This window comes from Paenibacillus sp. LPE1-1-1.1 (assembly GCF_040676435.1).
Taxonomy (GTDB): domain Bacteria; phylum Bacillota; class Bacilli; order Paenibacillales; family Paenibacillaceae; genus Pristimantibacillus.
In genome coordinates this window covers 1,244,838-1,264,337 of the sequence record NZ_JBEGHY010000001.1, presented here as the reverse complement: position 1 = coordinate 1,264,337, position 19,500 = coordinate 1,244,838, and the positions used below count along the sequence as shown (strand labels likewise).

Sequence of the window (19,500 nt, the reverse complement as noted above, 5' to 3'; positions counted from 1 at the left end):
ATTGTGGCATTCACTTTTGAGATAGAGGGAATATTGCTGCGTTATTACCGGCCTGTGAAACGGTCTTTTGGATTTTATTTAAATGCTGATGACAGCCATATTCAAGAATGGCTCTGTGAACTCATAAACCGAGAAACGGACGTGTATGGTTACCGCAAATTGACAATTTGCTTGCAGCGTGAGTATGACTTGGTGATAAACAAGAAGAAAGTACACCGGTTACTCGATGAGATGGAGATGCTCCAGCCGCAGCGGCGAAAACAATTAAAGCATCCGCACAAATTGGCCAATAACCGCGAGATTAAAGCTTCGAACGAGCTCTGGGAGATGGACATCAAGTATGGCTACATCACAGGAGAACAGCGCTTCTTCTACTTGCTGTGCGTCAATGATGAGTTAGACCGTGAGGTCATCGATTTCCACATGGGACTGTCCTGTGAAGGGAAAAATGCAGCAGGATTGATTCAGCGACCTTATGGCAGCGACAGCTTTTGGAAGCTGAATGTCTGCAGCGGTATGAGTTCAGCAACTACTAGTAAGCGTACGAGATCGTGACGAACTATATTCATTTTATAACGAGCGGCGCATGCACGGAAGTTTATATAATTTGGCTCTGAAGCAGTTCCGTCAAGCGGTAGCTATGCAACAAGTGCAGCCTAAAACAGTTAAAGTGTGAGAATAACGGAGGAAAGCTACGCCAACGCTAGTATAAGTGACAGAGACTCAAATATTCGGGTGTTTAACCGCCTTTGTACCGCGTTAAAGAGAAGCCTTTACGGTTTGCTTACGAAAATCTATATCAGTTCGAAATAGAAACAGCGGGGGGCTTAGACTTTTTGCGGAGTCGATGTCCACCGCTGTTTCTATTTCGAAATTCCCAACCGGCTCCTCTACTTGAAGTCTCGTGAGTGAAACTATAGTTTGACTGGTTGTCAGTGAAGGAAGACGGCGTTATACTGGATCAACTATATGGTTTTGGAAATATTTCGTTATGGGATGTGTATCGTAATGAAAAAAGCTTTCGGAGGAAATTAAACAATTTTTGCTCCAACGGACAAAATGAAAGGTTTTGCGTACATGAGCCATCCATTAATCTGTACCTGCAGCGGCTATAAGCCGCTCAATTTGCACAAATGGGGACCGGGCGTACGGGATATTTACGCACTGCATTACATAGCTGGCGGAAAAGGCGTTCTGGAAACACGGCATGGCGTTTTCCCATTAAAAGCGGGTGAAAGCTTTATCCTCTATCCGCATACGGAAGTCTACTATTACCCCGACCCACAGGACCCGTGGGTATATGTATGGATCGAATTTACTGGGGACGAAGCCCGGCACTTGTTGGACAAGACGGGCTTCGTTCCCGATAAGCCGGTTGTTCCTGTGTCCCCAGTCAATCTGATGCCGCATTTTCCAATCGAAGAGATCGCAGGGGGTGCACCCTTTGAAAAAATACGTGCCGAAGCTAGGCTGCGTCTGCTGCTATCTTACTATATGGAATATTTTCCTGCGGAGTATTCGATCCGAACAACGGATTACGTAGAGCTGGCGAAAGCATATATCGAAACGAACTATTGGAAAACAACATTGACCGTCTCGGATATTGTTAACGCCGTGAGGCTGGAGCGCAGCTACTTATTCCGCTTGTTCAAGAATGCAACGGGGATGCCTATCTCTAGCTATTTGACCGCATTCCGTGTCCGGCGCGCCTGCGAGTTAATGAAAACGTCCGACTTGTCTATCAAATCGATTGCTTTCTCAGTTGGTTATGGGGACCAATTGTATTTCTCCAAGGTATTCAAAAAAGCAACGTCACTTACTCCAACGGAATATTTGACGCTGCATGGCGCTTATCCGGCTAACGAAACAGCATACACTTTCCGGAAGCTCTATAATACCTAATCAATTTATCGATGGGTTCGCGTCCACAGCCCAGTTTTTCGCCAAGGCAATTGATGCATAAAAAGTCTTGCGTCGATCGGGAGACAAGCTTCAGATAGATAGCCACGTCATCCGTCAGGAGCGGAACACGGCATTCTCTGCACGTTCTGCTCCCCATTTAGTTGACCAACTTAGCCCGTACCACCAGACAGTCATGAGCGGGCACGACGGGAGAGAATCGTTCCTTATACACGCCGAGCTCCTTGTGCTCCCAGCAGTCATACAGGGACAACGATATTCCCGAAGCATAAGGAAGCCCAATGTCCCAGAACTGCAGCGAAAGCTCTCTCTGACTGTCGCTTAGGTTGAAGAAGCCTATAGCCAGATCCCCATTCGTCAGTACTTTTACCAGCATAAAAACATCGTCCGAATGGAACCATTGCGGTTCCGGTTTGATGCGGTATGCACCGCGGCCTTCAATGTCCTGATTGATTGCAATGAGATCATGGTTCAGCAAAATGTCCTTTGTCGCCTGATTCGCGTTCCGGATATCGCAGCCGATCATAAGCGGAGACCCCATGATGCTCCATAACGAGAAATGGGTTTTATATTCGTTGTCGCTACAACCGCCAATCTTGCTGCCAATAAAATCATTGTTGCTTCCGCCGTACATGCCGACTACGAGCATATCCATATCGTTATGGCAGAAGGAGCCGGTGTAGCATTCCTTATCTAGCTGGGATAATGTCAAGTTTTTAATGGAGTCCCAGTGATCCTGGATATCTCCAGTGGACCGGTACATATGGGCGCCTGATTCGCGTATCCATTGATATACATTGTCTTCCCCCCAATTACATGCGGAGAACAGGATGTCCCTGCCGCAGTTTTTGAGCGCGAGGCTCATGCGTTTATACATCAGCTCGCCTGAGATATGGCGGGGCTTAAAGCAAAAGTCGTATTTTAAAAAATCTACTCCCCATTCGGCGAATAACAGGGCGTCCTGGAATTCGTGCTCGAAGCTGCCCGGATAACCGGCGCAAGTATGGGTGCCTACGCACGAATACATGCCGAACTTCAAGCCCTTCGCGTGAACATAGTCGGCAAGCGCCCGCATGCCGCTGGGGAATTTGATAGGATCGGCTTTCAAATTTCCGTTCTCGTCTCTCTCTTTCAAGCTCCAGCAGTCGTCGATCACGATATATTCGTAGCCTGCATCTTTGTAGCCTTCCGAGATAAAAAGATCCGCGACATCCCGAACCAGCTGCTCGTTAATATCCCAGGTGAAGGTGTTCCATGAATTCCACCCCATGGAGGGTGTTAGACCAAGCGGTTTGTTAGGATTCACTCTCGTTTTCCATCCTTTCATACCCCTGTCACTGTACCAAGGGATTAGGTTCATGTTGTGTTCTTTTCGTATTAAATCATGTCTACTCTTTCCAGCCTATAGATTGACGTTGCTTGTATATGGAATGATGTTGCTTGAGAATTTCATAATAATCCCAACCTTCTGTCTTCACGGCACACTTTTTTTATTGACAGGAACATGCAGGAGGCAAAAGATGAAGTCCACGATCAAGTACGCGAATAAAGCTGCAGCTTACATTCAGCCGCTGGTTCTGTTGAGCGTAAACGGCCATCGGGAAACATCGCCAATTACCATTTTTTTATAAAAGATGGTGGTTAGGAAACGAAAAGGGGGTAGCTCGAGGCGAGCAACTCCCTATTTTTAAGCTATCTTTCTTCTAATCCACGAAGCCGAAGCCCAGAATCGTAAACCGCTTGCTTTCGTGTCCGGCGGCCATTCGAATCTCGACCCTATGCTCCTCGGATTGCTCCGAACGGTGTAAGATGACGGCGTGGCAGCGCGTCCACTTCACAGTATGAGACATGGCCATCTTCACATGCTGACCGTCGAACCATATGTCGGCATCTCCGAAGTCGTCCCTACCGGTATTTTTGTAAACGAGAAGAAGACTCTTGCAGCGAAGAGTCATGCTGAAGCTCTCGCTGTCGGATTCGGCTGTATGCATCCAGTTATTAGGGAACTGCGGCGTGCCGAAAGAATGGTCGTCCATCTCCGCGAATTGCAGATCGGAATCGGTTGCGCGAAAGCCGCCTTCATCAATCTTGACCATGTCTGGTCCATTGCGGCGGTCCAGCAAGCGAACGCCTGAGAAATCGTTACCGATTACGGGAGGTAAATCAATGACCGTATCCTCGGAAACCATTACGGAACGATCGGTCTCCGTGAACAGCCAGCTCAGGCAGTCAGCCATAATCGCGTGTCCCGCGTTCGTAGGATGATAAATATCGCTGAAGAAATCCTGCTTGGAAATAACGCGCCCCTCGGCTTGGGTTTTGCGGAATTGCTCCGTCACCGCATCCTTGATACTCACCATGGGAAGCCCGTATTGCCGACCGATAGGGGACAGCCGCTCCTGCAAATTCCAATCGCTTTCGAACACGCTGAATAGCAAGATAACGGCTGGAGAGTTTTCGGCGGACAACGCTTTCAGGACGAGGCTTTCGTAGCAGACGCCCTCCGTCTCGTCGTCGGCGTCGTTAACGGCAAACTCCACGACGACGATGTCCGGCTGCACGGCTCCGTCTCGCAGGACATCCCGATCGTAACGAATCATGCCCAATTCGGAAGGCGTGCCGCCTACGCCTGCTTTGATCAAACGGATGGCCTCGCCTCCGGTTTGGCCAAAGGTCTTCTTAAAGCTGGCATACGTCAGGTAGGCGTAACAGGCCGTATGGAGCGGATCGGCTCCCGCGCCGTGAGTAATGGACCCGCCGATAAAGGCGAGCGTCACTTTTTCGCCTCTCTTCGCCTTATCGATAACGGCTTTTAATCGTTTGTTGTTGCTTGTTCCAAGTAACGATTTGGCGATCATCTCGCGATAGGCCCAAGAATGCACAGCCATGGGGATCTCTCTTCCCTGCGGGGGCAATCGGTCTGTCATTAAAAAGCTCCTTCCATAATAGTTAATCAACTTATCATATTACGAAGTGTTCTGGCGTAAAACCTGTTAAAGAATGGTTGTTGACACGCGAAACCGCAAACTTTGAGTGATCGGCAGGTTGCCCCTGGCAATAACCGACAGCTATACTTTGAAGGAGAAAACGCCGGGATTCTTCTTGCGCAGTATACTTGGAACCATGAAGAGGAGGCAAGCCTGCAAAGACCGATATAACAGAACGGGAGGGCATCGGACTGCGATACAAGAGGTGCCATGCCTATCGAATCAAAGGTAATTATTGTATCCGTATCCTTAATGTCAACAGCAACAAAGTGGTCGAGGTTGCGGGAGCTTCCACGTCAGACGGGGGCGGAGCTGCAGCAAAATCATTATCACGGCGATCTGAATCAGCAATGGCAATCTCTCGGTTTTGGATAACAATACATAAATAAATGATGGAGCGATGCATATATGGCCATGATGCAAATAAGTTTTTTTTCGTCATGCATGAAGAGGGAAGTCACGTTCAACGCGCTGCTACCGCTCGATAGACCGGAAACGGAAGGCGAGGGCGGCAAACCGCTGAAGTCCTTGTACCTGCTTCATGGCTATTGCGGCAGCCACACGGACTGGATCAGCTTCTCGCGTATACGAGAGCTGTCGGACCGGTACCGCATTGCGGTATTTATGCCAGCTGGGGAAAACCGGTTTTATCTGGACGACGAAGAAGGTGAAACGCTGTTCGGCCAATTTATTGGCCGGGAGCTGGTGGAGTTTACACGGCGGACATTCCCGGTATCGCTGGAACGAGAAGATACCTTCATCGGCGGTTTATCGATGGGGGGCTACGGGGCTCTTCGGAACGGCCTGAAATACGCGGAGACGTTCGGCCAGATCATTGCGTTGTCTTCGGCGCTGATCTCTTACAATATCGCGCGGATGCAGCCCGGTCATCATAATGGAATCGCAGGGTACAGCTATTATAAGAGCGTTTTCGGAGACCTCGAACAGGTGATGGGAAGCGATAAAGATCCTGAGGAGCTGGTTCGCCGTTTGAAGAAAGATGATTTAAGTATTCCGCGAATTTACATGGCTTGCGGGACCGAAGACTTTCTGCTCGATGTCAATCAGAGGTTCCATCAGTTCCTGATTAGCGAGAAGATTGAACACATATACAAGGAAACGGCTGGAGCCCATACCTGGGAGTTCTGGAATGATAAGATCGGCGGCGCTTTGGAATGGGCTTTAGCCTAATGTTCAATTGAATGTTGTTTTTAGTTAATACAAATGGGTTTTAATTCCTCTATAGTTTGATAGGTAGAGTAGAGATATCATTTTCAATAACAATTTAAATATGATGTGGAAGCACGAGACAAAGCTGTCGCTTTGTAGTCTCATATTGGTGTCTATGGCGGGATACATTGGGAATTCAGGCGGAGGCACGACTACGAATGGACCTGGCAATGCGGGTAATGCTAACGTGCTGGAAGCGTCGAATTGACTGCAAAGGAAGCAGTCAGAGATAGCCTGAAATGGTGTTCGACATGGGCAGAAGGGCGATCAAATGGGTATCTTGGTAAGATGAGTCGATTAAAGAACTATCGGAAAAGGCGTTCTGGAAACACGACAAAGCGTTTTTCCATTAAAAGCGTTTAAAGCTTTTTCCTCTATCCGCATACGGAAGTCTACTATTACCTCGACCCGCAGGACCCGTGGGTATATGTATGGATCGAATTTACTGGAGACGAAATCCGGCACTTGTTGGACAAGACGGGGGGAGCAAATCTTGGAGTATCAAGGTTTTTTGTTTCGCGTAAAGAAGCCGTCTTTAATGTTATAGTAATTTTCTTTACTTTGGGGACGAAAAATCTACGGTCCTAATGTTCTTACTTTACTTGCTAATTTTTTTATACGCCAGCAGTGATGAACTAGGCAACAGTTTGAATACATCGGTTAATCTTATACTTGTTAGTAGCTCGAAAAAATAACCAATCATTGAACATCTCAATGATTGGTTATTTTTTCTTTTGCCGTATGCGCTACCTTGAAAAAGGACATCTTTTTATGCGAAATGAACCGTTTTCATGGAATGTATGCGCTTTTATAATGAGAAACAAGAGGTCGCAGCGCAGCTAGCTAGCACGAAATAGACCGAAAGGAGAGGCGAACCCCATTCAGAAAACCGTATTTTTAAAGCAGTTCAAAAGACAGTTGCCCTTCCAGGTATTCGTATGGATTGGATTGTTGTTCCTGCTCGTGTTCAGTTATATTCCGATGTTCGGAATCATCATCGCCTTCAAAAATTATAAAATATCAACCGGCATCGATGGCATCTTCAGCAGCTCCTGGGCAGGCTTGTCACATTTTAAAGAGCTCATCAATGACTATAACTTTCCGATGCTGGTGCGCAATACGTTAGTGCTCAGCCTATTGAAAATTATTTTTTCGTATCCGATTCCAATCCTGTTTGCCATTATCTTAAGCGAAGTCAGACATGTCTTCGTGAAACGGTTCGTACAAACAGTCAGCTATTTGCCGCATTTCATCTCATGGGTTGTTGTTACCGGCATATCCTATGCGTTCTTCTCGTCAAGCTTTGGCATCGTCAACGATTTTCTGCTCTCGCTTCACTTGATCAAGGAGCCGCTTTCCATCTTAACCGATCCGGATGCGTTCTTGGGACTAGCTGTTTCGACAGCCATATGGAAGGAAGCAGGCTGGTGGACGATTATTTTCCTTGCAGCGCTTGCCGGCATTGATCCATCGCTATACGAAGCGGCCGAGATGGATGGCGCGGGCCGTTTAAAGCGAATTATTTACATTACGCTGCCAGGATTAAAGGGTGCAAGCATCGTTGTCTTAATACTAACGATCGGCAGCATGTTAGGTGGAGGGTTAGTCGGATCGAACTTCGAGCAATCGATGCTGCTTGGCAATACGATTAACAGCGAGACATCCCAGATCATTCAGACCTATGCCTTCACGATCGGTCTGGCCCAAGGAAGATTCTCGTTTGCTACGGCAATCGATCTTATGCAATCGGTTATATCCGTGATCCTGATATTCAGCAGCAACGCTATAGCCAAACGCGTGTCGGGCAACGGATTATTCTGATTCAATAAGAAACAAGAGAGTGGTGAATCATCATGCGCAGAAGAATAACGTTAGAGGATCGGATACTGGACACGATCATTACGATTATCCTCGTCGTTGTTGTCTTCGGAACCCTATATCCGTTCTACTATATTTTGTTGATTACCTTTAATGCAGGCACCGACACCGCGGCCGGAGGCATGTACCTGTGGCCAAGGCAATTCACGTTTGGCAACTATCTCTATTTTCTCGAGGATCCGAAGTGGATCAACGCATTCGGCATTTCGCTGTTAAGGACCATTGTGGGCACCGTTCTAGGCGTCTTGTTTACCGGGCTTGTCGCTTATGGTCTTGCGAAGAGGGATCTCATCTTCCGTAAGAGCTACTTTACGATTGTCGTAGTAGCGATGAATTTCTCCGGCGGTATTATCGCTTTCTACATCGTGCTGAAGAGCCTTGGGCTCATCAATACATTCGGCGTTTATGTTATTCCGGGTATGCTGAATTTATTTTTTCTATTGATCGCGATTTCTTTCTTTACCGATATTCCTGAAGAGCTAGGGGAGTCGGCAAGAATCGACGGGGCCTCGGAGGTACGTATTTTTGCCAAAATCATTCTTCCGGTCTCGATGCCGCTTCTTGCTACGATGAGCTTGTTCATCGGCTCCGGTCAATGGAATGCCTGGCTGGATTCGGCATACTTCGTACAGGATGAAGGTCTTCGTACGCTGACCTACCGGATGATGCAGGTTATTAACCAGTCCATGGTACCATCGGGAGATGCGCAAGCGGCAGCGATGTCGCGTTCCAGCGTTACGCCTTTCTCGGTCCAAGCGACAGCAATGGTCGTATCGATCGTTCCTATTCTCGGTGTCTATCCGTTTTTGCAGAAGTATTTTGTATCCGGTATGATGTTAGGTTCAGTCAAAGGTTGATGCGGTTTTTCGGCCGTCTCTTTAATAATCGGACTGGCGGCCTTAAAATAAGACTATTATAGACGGGGGTATGGGAATGAAAAAGAGCTATAAACTGATTATTGTCATCTTCGCAGCATTATTATTGGTAGGAGGAGCACTATCGGCTTGCAGCAACAACAGCGGCAATAACGGAAAGGCGAGCACGAATAATGGAAAAGCGGAAGGAGAAGCTGCCGGCAATAACGGGGCAGAGGCACCGGTCGAGTTGACGATGTTCGTCGATGCAACATGGTATCCGTTCCAGGACTGGAAGGGTGAAATACCGGAAGCGATCACGAAAGCGACCGGCGTTAAACCGAAAATTACGGTAGCTACGGATGACAAGCAGCTTGCCTTGATGGTTGCATCGGGAGATTTGCCCGATATCATCGTTTCCTTTAACTTCAAGCTTATGTCGGATGGCAACATCAGCCTGCCTTATAATGAAATTTTTCCGAAATATGCCCCTAGCGTGAAGTTCGATCCGGTCAAGGAGCTCGTCAATACGGTTAATGACGGCAACTATTACGCCATTCGGAACGATTTCTCAACCGAAGCGGAGTGGAAAGCTAGTCCATATGCCCATATGATGGTACCGGGGCTTACGCTTCGCAAAGATATTTTGGAGGGAATCGGCAATCCGGCTATTAAGACGCTTGAAGATTTGGATAAGGTATTTGCTGCCGTTAAGGAGAAATATCCGGACACGATGCCGCTTATTCTTAATCCGAACTGGCAACGTCCTTACTTTGATACGCAATATGGTGCAGTAGGCGGATTTGCAGATAAAGACGGTAAGATTGAGTACTACCTCAGACAAGATGCCACTCGAAAATCGATGCTGTATATGAACAGCTTGTACCGCAATGGTTATGTTACCTCGGAAAACTTTGCCTACAAGAATGAATCGGAGACGGAGCAAATGATGGTTTCCGGCAAAGGCTTTGCTTACACGTGGACCTATTCCGGCGCGGATCGTCTGAATGCATCCAGTAAAGACTCGGGCTTTGAATTTATCCAACTTGCTGAGCCTCTAGGTGCTGAAGCTTCTGTCGTTAGTACCGGAACCGGCGGACTTGGCATGTATGTGACGAAGGACAACAAAAATGTGGAAGCGACCGTGAAATTCCTGGAATACTTGTATTCGGAAGAGGGCTGGCGTACAGCCGAATGGGGAATCGAAGGAAAGGACTGGACATGGAACGAGGCAGGTTATCCGGAGTTCAACTACAATGTTCAGGATCTGGAGACGCTTAAGGAAAAAGGCGTATATTGGTGGGGGGTACCGACTGAGACGGGAGTTGGCATGGCGCTGGGAACGTACAAGAGCGGATCGGAAACGACTCGTCAAGGCGAAGCGTACTCGAAGATCACAACCTTCAACCCGGCAATCGGCATGATTAATCCGGATACGGATTCCCCCGAACAGATCATTCGTACCAACATAGACAACATGGTGAAGACGGAGGTTACGAAGGTGTATTTGGCGCCAACGGAAGCCGAAGCGGAACAAGCATACGAAGAGATATTGAAAAAAGCGGAGAAGATCGGTATGTCGAAGCTGGAGGCTTGGGCAACCGAACAATACGGGCCTTTAAAGGAAAAGTATGATAGCTTGACGAAATAAGAGGCTGCTTATAAGCTCATATGGAAGGTTAGCCCGCAAGGGCGGCCTTCCGTATGAGCTCGCTTGCTTTCAGTTTATCGAGGAGATTTGATACTATGCGCATTAGCTCAAAAATGGTCGTTGGCTATATTTTTCTTATCGTTCTTCCGTTCCTTGTTTTTTCGGCGTTTGTATATAATCAGCTCTATGGACGATTGATTACACAGTATCAACTGACCAATCAGCAAAATATCGAACAGCAGGGGGCTAATTTGGAAGCCAGTCTGTCTAAGATCGAATCTTTGTATTCCATCTACCAAAATAATACCGCCTTGCTTGAATTTTTGCGGGGGGATTACGTATATGACAGGGATCTTATTTACTCATATTTAAAGGAGATCAGTCCCGCCTTTGCATTTGCATCTCTTGGGGAGCCGATGGTCGAGCATCTTGTCGTGTACCCGAAAACGCAGAACAGGCTGTTGTCATTCCCTGAATTCGCGGACTATACGGAGATAGGGAGCAAGCTTAGCAACGAGGAGAAGAGAAAACTGCTTCCGGCAAAAGGGTTGTGGAAGAAATTAATCGTCGCCGGGTCGGAGCCTTCCATGGTGTACTACCACAAGCTTTACAGTGAAACGTATACCAGCGAGCTTGGCATTGTTGAAATTACGGTAAAATCAGCACTCATAGAGGAGTTTATGAAAGCGCTTAGTGCCATTCATCCGCAAAATACGATCTTGCTGATGGATTCGGAGGGCACTGTTTTCAGCTCGAGGAGGGAAACGCTCATCCATACCGGGCTGCTTTCGGGGATCAAATCATCCGTTTTGACCAGAGAGGACAGTACATTCCTTGTTGACGGAGAGAGGCTGATGGTCAATTCCGTACAAGTGCCGCGCCTCGGCTTAACCGTTGTTGAAATCAATAAACAAGACGCCTTGTTCCAATTTTTGTGGACGAAGCTTTGGCTCGCAGGTGCTGGAATCGTGCTTCTTGGTTTGCTGTCGGTCTTTTATTACGTTTTATTGTCATCGCTTACAAAGCGGATTTTGCTTCTGTCCCGCCATATGCGCAAAGTCGGCTTGGACGATATTGGAACCCCCTATACGGGAAAGCTGGGCAAGGATGAGATCGGCTTCCTCATATCCAATTACAACGGAATGATCGGGCGCATCGATGAACTTGTCAATCGCGTGCAGAAGGTGGAGCTGCTGAAGAAGGACGCGGATTTCAAAATGCTGCAAGCGCAAATTCAGCCTCATTTTTTGTACAACACGCTGGAGACGATGCGAATGCTTGCTAGGTCGAACAAGGATTATACGGTAGCTGAGATGGCTTATTCCTTAGGCAATCTCCTCCGCTACAGCTTATCGCAATCGGATGATACGACGCTTCAAGAGGAGCTAGAGCATGTCAAGGCCTATATTGCCATTCATCAGATTCGGATGAGGGATCTTCTGTTCGAGCTTGAAACGGATGAAGAGTTGCTCAAGGTTCGTTGTCCGAGATTTATTTTGCAACCGCTCGTAGAGAATAGCATGATACACGGACTGTCGAACATTCGTGGGACGAAGAAGATAGCCATTCATTTCAAGAGAACTCAAGATGCTATTGAAATCCATGTTACGGATAACGGAGCGGGTATTCCAGAACCGAAGTTATCGAATCTGCGGCTAAGACTTCACGGCGGTATAGCCGATCTCGCTTTATCGACAGGAACGGGCATTGGCCTCGGCAATGTAACCGAGCGCGTGAAGGCGTATTTCGGCAAGGAATCGAAGATGCTTGTTACAAGCGGGGATGGACAGGGAACGACGTTTACTCTTATTCTGCAAACGGGGGAGATCAAGCATGCTGAGGCTGATGATCGTGGATGACGAGCCCATTATACTAGAGGGCATTCGCGATATGATCGAGGAAGAAAATACGCCGTTCGGCAAAATCATATTGGCTAACGACGGGATCGACGCATTGGAGAAAATCGACTATTTTCAGCCCGACCTTATCATTACGGATATCCATATGCCGGGGATTGATGGACTCGCGTTCATCAAGCAGGCGCAGCAGAAGAAGGTGAAACGGTTCATCATTCTAACCGGACATGATGTATTTGAGTATGCCCGCAAAGCGGTTCAACTGCAGGTCGTGGATTATATGCTCAAGCCCGTCAATCAGCAGGAGCTCGCCGAGCTGCTGAAGCGAATCGCCTTGGTGCTGCTGGAGGAAAAACAGCACCTACCAGAGCCATTATCGTCGAACGACCTAACCGCGTCCCCACAGAACGAGAATATTTCGCTCATGAAGGCTTTTATTGAAATGAATTACATGAAGGATATTTCCTTGCCTGATATAGCGGTAAACCTAAACCTTCATCCCAGCTATGTCGGACAAATGTTCAAAAGAGAAACGGGCGATACCTTTGTCAAATACTTGAATCAGGTACGTATTGAAAAAGCGAAGCAACTGCTCGAGGGCACCAAAGATATCCCGCTGGACAAAATCGCCAAATGCGTCGGTTACGATAACAGCCGCACGTTCTATAAAGTTTTTCGGAAAACGGTAGGCGTCACTCCCGGAGAGTATAGGAAATCCGGTTGTCATTGATGAAGGCTCCTGAATTGCCGCAGCGTCATATCCGTAGAGGCGAGGAACAACCGGGGGCTCGCCAATCATTATGTGACGATTCCGACTCGTTATCGGGGTGAGTTGACCTCGGGGCTGGTTTGGCCGGTCAGACTGGGCATCCTTGGCAAGGCATAATGCCGAATGCGGCTTGCGTTAAATCATCGTCATTTTTTTAGAGACCTGTATTGGGTAGCGGTCATGCCATAATATTGTTTGAACGAATGACTGAATTGTTCCAGTGTTGCAAATCCGGTCCTTGTAGCAATGGCGCTAATGGACAAGTCGGTTGTAGTAAGAAGTTGGGCTGCGGCGCTCATTCGGGATTGCTGTTTTTTATCCTTGAAGGTAACGCCGTATTGCTTCTGCACGGTCCTCTCCGTCTGCCGGGTGCTCAGACCCAGCTTGTCCGCAAGCTGCCCTAGCGTAATGGAAGGGTACTCGTATAAGAAGCTATTCTCGATTGTAAGCAGCCTGCTATCATCCAACGTTTTTACCGGAACGTCCAGCAGAGAGGAGCTGTGCTCCGTATAATGCCTAACCATTCGGGTAACGATCATCTCTAGTATATTCGTTGCCATATGGTGAAACCCGAGGCGTTTCGATGACAGCTCGTCTGCAAGCATTTCGAACAAAACCATCATATTTTCGTTGTCCGGTCCGATCCAGAACGGCGTGTTCACCAGCAATTCCGACAGGAGGTTATCCTTATGGGTGCTGTATTTACTTACGGTAAGCTGGGAATCACCAGGGAGCACCTCGAAGAAGATGCAGTATTCAGCCATAGGATCGCTGTGATCCGGAATCTGCTCATGTGCGACATCTGGTCCGGTCATGAACAACGTTCCAGGCGTGAGAGGATAACGCTCTCCCTTTGCCACCAGTATACCTTGACCGCTAGGGATGTAATGAAGCTCATAGCTGCCGTGGCTATGGCTGTGTTCGCGCATCGAGCTGTGAAAATAGCCGAACTTCACATACAAGACATTCAGTACAAAGCCGCCAAGCGCGAGCTTAATATCCATATTGCCGATGTTAATAGGGGGCAGGTTCATATCCATGTTCTCCTCTGCCAAAATGCGACACCTCAAAGGTACCTTTGGTCGTCTTAATCGATAACGTCTACATCCTTGTATCGATATAATTATAACGAAAAGCAAAGAGCATAGGGAAGCGGGGAAAATAAGACTATGACAACGTCAACTGCGCGCATGTTTGAAAAAGGAAATTACGCTTACACATATACCGATGTACCGGCATCCAACCCCGGATACGCTTGGCGTGACGGTATGGTTAGCGGCAATGGCGAGAACGGTTATATTACGTCAGGCTCGCCATATACGGATAGCTTTATCTTTCAGTATATGTGGTTCAACTATCCGTCTAGAGATCCGAGATTCATTCCTGATGAATTAACGGAACAGCTTGACGATGCTAGATGGAATGTTTTTAACCAAAATGACCAATGGAAGATTAAGGACGAGAACGGTTCGACCCGAATCAGAACGTTCTACTACAGCTACCATCCCGGGCATCAGCTTCGATTAAACACAGGAGATAGAGGAAGCGTAACCGGCTATGAGCGATGGACGAATTATGAGACGGCGGAGACGGGCGTGCGTTACTCCGATGAGTTCGGCAGATGGATGAGAACTTCATTCACTTCCAGAGCAGACAATGTTTCGATTACGAAGATCGAGCAATCTGCCACCGGTACCAAAATTAATATGATGATCTCCATCGATGATATTTCGAATATGAGCCGTGCCCGCAACGGCACCTCTGAGGTAACAGCTCTTCAATATAAGAAGCTGGTAGATCCGCAGGCCGAATATATTGCACAGGTCGCGCATTATCCATCCTACGCGGGCAGCGAGCTCGATAATGGAGGCTATGCGGGACTAACGAAAGTACTCGTTGTAAACGGTACGAAGAAAAGAATTCTGCTCGAAGAAACGCATGAAACGATGAACGTTGGCAGCGATCAGAATCCGGCGATTCAAATAATAGATGCCGATGCCGTATATCTCATTACGCAATCCAATCGAACTTATGAGATGGGCAGGATTGAAGATTTTGCCGATATGGCACAATACGCTCTCGTAGAGCAGTTATTCCGGCATACAAACGCTGTCGCGCAGAAGTATAGTGATCCTCAAGGCCGTTTTGATTATTACGCTGCCCTTGCTACCCATGCCGAGCAGCATGCTGCTGAATTTAATGCTGTCCGTTTCTCTTTAGCTGGCGATGACATGGATAAGCATGCGGATAATCTAGCGCTGATTCATACCCAACAATCATCCGTATCGAAAATCAATCATGCCTTCATGGAGCAAATCTACAACCAAGGCCGGTATGCGATGATATGCTGCAGCGGCTCAAGCGCGCCTCGCTTGTACGGCATGTGGACCGGTGAATGGAATCCGGGTTGGCGCGGCATCTACACCCTTGACGCAAATGTGAATTTGCAGGTTGCGGCCATGAATACGGGGCATCTGACGCAAGCCCAGCTTGGATATATCGCATTTTTCCTACGGAATGCGCCAGACTTTGCATACAATGCTCGCAAGGCTTACGGGATGCATGATGCGCTTCAGGTATCCGTCAACTCTGACGGCGACCGAGGCATGCATGTGGAATACGACAATGATTATCCGTTTGAATATTGGAATGCCGGAGCAAGCTGGTGTCTGCTACCGATCTATGAATACTGGCAGTGCTACGGTAATAGGCAAATCCCGATTGTTGATACGATGAGAATTCATGAACTGCAGTCGCTTCTCAGCGTCAATGACGGGGGACTTTCCGATGAAGAATTCACGGATCTGCTGAGGAAGGGATATCTGGATCTGGAGAAGGATGTTTTGCTTCCGCTGCTGACGAAACAAGCTAATTTCTGGGAACAGATATGTACACCGGAATACTACACGGACATGAACGGCAATGCATGTCATCTAAGCGGAAAAGCATCGTTAAATCCAGGAGAGAAGTATATGATTATCCCTACCTATTCGCCGGAGAACAATCCTATTGGCTATAACAGCACGATTACGGCTAATGCGACAATGGACATTTCGGCTGCTAGGGATGGTCTGCTAATGGTCATAACGATGGAGAAGGCCGTTAAGCGCGAAGGATATGAAGCCGCTATTGCGAAATGGGAAACTCTCTTAGACCTGCTGCCTGATTATAAATATGACGCGGATGGCGCTTTGCGCGAATGGGCGATGAATGAATATACGGAAAATAATAACCACCGCCATTTGAGCCATCTGTACGTAGCTTGGCCTGCTTATGAAACGCAGAACAATCAAGCGCTCGCTAAAGCAGCGAAGATCGCGCTTGATAATAGGGACAAGTACAATACGAAGGACGCGACGGCGGGGCACGGCTGGATGCATAAGGCGCTGGTTAGCGCGCGGCTCAAACAAGGCGAAGGCGTACTTTCTTCGCTGTTGCCCATGATGACGGATGCTGGCTATTACCCGTCTCTAATGACAGACCACGATACGAATCGCAGAAATCATTGCTATTGTACGGATACGTCATTTGGCGTCGTAGCTTCAATTAATGAGACGTTGCTATTTTCGAATACGGGCGAAATCGAGCTGCTTCCGGCATTGCCTTCCGACTGGCAATCGGGATCTATAGATGGACTTATGGCAAGAACGCAAGTAGAGGTTAAACACTTATCATGGAATTTGTTGACCGGAACCACCAAAGCTACATTGTTTTCAAGAGTTGACGATAATACAATCCATTTAAGTGCGGGCGTTCCTTGGACGAGAGCCATCGTTAACGGTAAGGAAGCTCAGGTGCATGAAGGTGGAATGGGCAAGTTTATTGTGTTAACGCTAAGTGAGGGAAAAGATGTAACAGCTGAATTTGTTTAGAGCATTACCTGAATAAACATGCAACCCGGCTGCATTTAAGCAGTCGGGTTACTTGCATTATTGGTAAAGAATTTCTGCGTATCTTCTTTTAGTAGCGAGGGAGAGTGGGAGGACGCAGGAGGAGAGACTTACCGAAAGATATAAAGCTTACGATAATATCCCTAGTGCCCGTTAACCGTGTATAACAGCACTACTCTGTTCCATTGCTGACGAGTACAGCAGGGAGGAGATTCTTGGTACTGAGGCTGATGAACTTGTATCATGAGTTTTATAAGCAGAAGCAATAATTAAATGAACGACCGGAAAACTAATGCTGCCCTGTAGCGGCAACGTTTGCCGACTACTGGCTTCTTATTAAGGATTGCACTCCAGTCAAATATGTCTTATCATGAAACATGAATTAATGTTTTTATCGTCGGATTAACAATTATATTAATACAATATTTCATAAAAGTAAAAACCTCCCACCAAGAACGACATCAATATTGAGAAAGTCGTCCCCAAACTCGTCATCGAGGTAGAGCGAAGGAATGCAAGGGCACTGACCCGGGAAAATATGGGAGGATTAACCACAAGTGTAAACGTGATGCGATATTTAATTATTTATTTATTTATTTATTAAGGGGGCTTTCTTTTGTCAGTACATAATAGCAGTTATTCGGGTTATCTTTTGGTGCATTTTATCGGGGAACAGCCCGACGGCGAGCAGGTCTATTTCTCCTACAGTGAGGATGGCCTGCATTGGAAAGACCTGAACGCGGGCTTACCGGTTCTGCGTTCCGAACTGGGAGAAATGGGAGTGAGGGATCCGTTTTTAGTGCGCTCGCCTAAGGAGGACAAGTTTTATCTGATTGCCACGGATCTTCGCATTGCAAACGGAAAAGGCTGGTCCGCAGCATCGAATGAAGGAAGCCGCGATATGATCATATGGGAATCCACCGACCTGTTGAATTGGTCTTCACCATGGGCTGTGACGCTTGGTGTACCGGGAGCCGGCTGCGTCTGGGCGCCAGAGGCTATTTATGACGAAGCAGCGGAAGAATTTTTGGTGTTTTGGGCTTCCGCTACGCAGGAGCCGCAGGAAAAAGAGCGGAAACAAAAAATTTATAGCGCCCGTACCAAGGATTTTCGCACCTTTACAGCGCCTGAAAAGTATATTGAACGGGAAAACCATATCATTGATACTACGATAATTGCCCACAACGGTACCTACTACCGTTTTTCTAAGGATGAAACGACTAAGAATATCAGGGTCGAAAAAGGCTCATCGCTGGAAAAAGACTCATTTACCAATTTGCATGTTCCGGTTTTAGAGGAATTGTACGGTGTGGAAGGCCCGCAAATTTTCAAACTGGGCGACCGCGAGGAGTGGTGCCTTATTGTGGACCGCTTTGCGGAAGGAAAGGGCTATCTCCCCCTGCTGACCTCCGACCTTGAAAGCGGTGAATTCCGGGTTCTGCCGGAAGGGTCGTTCGATTTAGGGAAAACCAAGAAACGCCACGGCGGAGTCCTGCCTATTACCGCTGCTGAAAGCAGCCGCCTTCTGGCGGTGTATGGCGATGGCCATCAGGTGCTGCCAGGGCAATTTGCTGATCCGGACCTAGCGAAATTCGGAGATCGCTATTATCTTTATCCCACAACCGATGGCTTCACGGGCTGGTCGGGCACGCAATTTCATGTGTTTTCTTCGGCTGACATGCGTATTTGGGAAGACGAAGGCGTGATTTTGGATCTTGCGACGGAAGATGTACCTTGGGCTGTCGGCAGCGCATGGGCTCCGGCTATTGCCAGCAAAGACGGAAAATATTTCTATTATTTCTGTGGCAAAATGAAAAGCGGTGAGAGCGCCATAGGCGTTGCGGTTGCTGAAACTCCGGTGGGCCCGTTCCGCGCGGAGCCGCAGCCGCTTGTTACAATGGACCAGTTAAAGCGTCTTGGAATTTCCATGGGCCAGGCCATTGACCCATCCGTCTTTTTCGAGGAAGACGGAACGGCTTACCTGTTGTTTGGGAATGGACACGCTGCAATCGTACAGCTCGGCGAAGATATGGTGAGCGTAATCGAGGATACGATGAAGAATCTTGTCGGCCTGCATGACTTCCGGGAGGCGGTCACCGTTCTAAAGCGCGGCGGGCAGTATCACTTCACGTGGTCCTGCGACGACACCGGCAGCGAGGATTACCACGTGAACTATGGTACGGCGGAGCATCTTTACGGGCCGGTAACTTACCGTTACCCGGTTCTTGTCAAAAATAAGGAAAAGGATATGCTCGGTACCGCTCATCATTCGATTCTTCAGGAGCCCAGCACCGATAAGTATTGGATTGCTTATCACCGGTTTGTCACGCCGCTGACCCGGTTTACACAAGGAAAAGGCTATCATCGCGAAGTTTGCATAGACCCTCTCACCTTTGGCGCAGATGGGCTGATGCAGCAGGTGCAGCTGTAGAGGATGCCCGCGTAATAAATAAATCATATTATAA

At 47.8% G+C, this 19,500-nt stretch carries 13 protein-coding genes and 1 pseudogene; 11 read left to right on the top strand and 3 right to left on the bottom strand.

Annotated features, from left to right (window positions below):
• Positions 1-33: 33 nt before the first annotated feature.
• Entirely contained in the window at positions 34-555 is a 522-nt protein-coding gene (locus tag MRBLPE1_RS05605; protein ID WP_364142597.1) for an IS3 family transposase, read from the top strand.
• A gap of 522 nt (positions 556-1,077) precedes the next feature.
• Positions 1,078-1,902: an AraC family transcriptional regulator gene (locus MRBLPE1_RS05600; protein WP_364142594.1), complete on the top strand. Its 825-nt coding sequence runs from the start codon at positions 1,078-1,080 to the stop codon at positions 1,900-1,902.
• Positions 1,903-2,059: 157 nt separating this feature from the next.
• On the opposite strand, the gene MRBLPE1_RS05595 is transcribed toward MRBLPE1_RS05600, so the two are convergent.
• The gene (locus MRBLPE1_RS05595; protein WP_364142591.1) at positions 2,060-3,226 is read right to left on the bottom strand and encodes a glycoside hydrolase family 27 protein; all 1,167 of its coding nucleotides are present in this window, start codon (positions 3,224-3,226) and stop codon (positions 2,060-2,062) included.
• Between the two features lie 397 nt (positions 3,227-3,623).
• Positions 3,624-4,847: an SGNH/GDSL hydrolase family protein gene (locus MRBLPE1_RS05590; protein ID WP_364142588.1), complete on the bottom strand. Its 1,224-nt coding sequence runs from the start codon at positions 4,845-4,847 to the stop codon at positions 3,624-3,626.
• A 468-nt stretch (positions 4,848-5,315) separates the two neighbouring features.
• Here MRBLPE1_RS05590 and MRBLPE1_RS05585 point away from each other — a divergent pair, with 468 nt between their 5' ends.
• The 7 genes and pseudogenes from MRBLPE1_RS05585 (at position 5,316) to MRBLPE1_RS05555 (ending at position 13,106) form a co-directional block, all read left to right on the top strand.
• Positions 5,316-6,098 carry an alpha/beta hydrolase gene (locus MRBLPE1_RS05585; protein ID WP_364142586.1) on the top strand — a complete coding sequence of 261 codons (783 nt, stop codon included), beginning with the start codon at positions 5,316-5,318 and terminating at the stop codon, positions 6,096-6,098.
• Positions 6,099-6,557: 459 nt separating this feature from the next.
• A pseudogene (locus MRBLPE1_RS05580) lies at positions 6,558-6,725 on the top strand (hypothetical protein); the annotation flags it as partial.
• A 330-nt stretch (positions 6,726-7,055) separates the two neighbouring features.
• Positions 7,056-7,958, top strand: a complete 903-nt coding sequence (locus tag MRBLPE1_RS05575; RefSeq protein WP_364142583.1) for an ABC transporter permease — start codon at positions 7,056-7,058, stop codon at positions 7,956-7,958.
• A gap of 32 nt (positions 7,959-7,990) precedes the next feature.
• Complete coding sequence (locus MRBLPE1_RS05570; RefSeq protein WP_364142580.1) at positions 7,991-8,872, top strand: carbohydrate ABC transporter permease; 882 nt, start codon at positions 7,991-7,993, stop codon at positions 8,870-8,872.
• Between the two features lie 76 nt (positions 8,873-8,948).
• On the top strand, positions 8,949-10,520 hold the full coding sequence (locus MRBLPE1_RS05565) for an extracellular solute-binding protein (RefSeq protein ID WP_364142577.1): 1,572 nt from the start codon (positions 8,949-8,951) through the stop codon (positions 10,518-10,520).
• Between the two features lie 95 nt (positions 10,521-10,615).
• Positions 10,616-12,379: a sensor histidine kinase gene (locus MRBLPE1_RS05560; RefSeq protein ID WP_364142574.1), complete on the top strand. Its 1,764-nt coding sequence runs from the start codon at positions 10,616-10,618 to the stop codon at positions 12,377-12,379.
• Positions 12,354-13,106, top strand: a complete 753-nt coding sequence (locus MRBLPE1_RS05555) for a response regulator transcription factor (RefSeq protein ID WP_364142571.1) — start codon at positions 12,354-12,356, stop codon at positions 13,104-13,106. Before MRBLPE1_RS05560 ends, MRBLPE1_RS05555 begins: the two co-directional genes overlap by 26 nt.
• Positions 13,107-13,291: 185 nt before the next feature.
• On the opposite strand, the gene MRBLPE1_RS05550 is transcribed toward MRBLPE1_RS05555, so the two are convergent.
• Positions 13,292-14,179, bottom strand: a complete 888-nt coding sequence (locus tag MRBLPE1_RS05550) for a helix-turn-helix transcriptional regulator (protein WP_364142568.1) — start codon at positions 14,177-14,179, stop codon at positions 13,292-13,294.
• Between the two features lie 135 nt (positions 14,180-14,314).
• Between MRBLPE1_RS05550 and MRBLPE1_RS05545 the strand changes: the two genes are divergently transcribed.
• Together MRBLPE1_RS05545 and MRBLPE1_RS05540 are read left to right on the top strand one after the other, a co-directional pair.
• Entirely contained in the window at positions 14,315-17,017 is a 2,703-nt protein-coding gene (locus MRBLPE1_RS05545; protein ID WP_364142566.1) for a glycosyl hydrolase family 95 catalytic domain-containing protein, read from the top strand.
• A 634-nt stretch (positions 17,018-17,651) separates the two neighbouring features.
• On the top strand, positions 17,652-19,466 hold the full coding sequence (locus tag MRBLPE1_RS05540; protein WP_364142564.1) for a family 43 glycosylhydrolase: 1,815 nt from the start codon (positions 17,652-17,654) through the stop codon (positions 19,464-19,466).
• The last annotated feature ends 34 nt before the right edge of the window (positions 19,467-19,500 follow it).

Coding starts and splice junctions, on each gene's coding strand:
- MRBLPE1_RS05545 (WP_364142566.1), top strand. CDS start 14,315: ATGACAACGTCAACTGCGCGCATGTTTGAAAAAGGAAATTACGCTTAC.
- MRBLPE1_RS05570 (WP_364142580.1), top strand. CDS start 7,991: ATGCGCAGAAGAATAACGTTAGAGGATCGGATACTGGACACGATCATT.
- MRBLPE1_RS05585 (WP_364142586.1), top strand. CDS start 5,316: ATGGCCATGATGCAAATAAGTTTTTTTTCGTCATGCATGAAGAGGGAA.
- MRBLPE1_RS05565 (WP_364142577.1), top strand. CDS start 8,949: ATGAAAAAGAGCTATAAACTGATTATTGTCATCTTCGCAGCATTATTA.
- MRBLPE1_RS05590 (WP_364142588.1), bottom strand. CDS start 4,847: ATGACAGACCGATTGCCCCCGCAGGGAAGAGAGATCCCCATGGCTGTG.
- MRBLPE1_RS05555 (WP_364142571.1), top strand. CDS start 12,354: ATGCTGAGGCTGATGATCGTGGATGACGAGCCCATTATACTAGAGGGC.
- MRBLPE1_RS05560 (WP_364142574.1), top strand. CDS start 10,616: ATGCGCATTAGCTCAAAAATGGTCGTTGGCTATATTTTTCTTATCGTT.
- MRBLPE1_RS05600 (WP_364142594.1), top strand. CDS start 1,078: ATGAGCCATCCATTAATCTGTACCTGCAGCGGCTATAAGCCGCTCAAT.
- MRBLPE1_RS05550 (WP_364142568.1), bottom strand. CDS start 14,179: ATGAACCTGCCCCCTATTAACATCGGCAATATGGATATTAAGCTCGCG.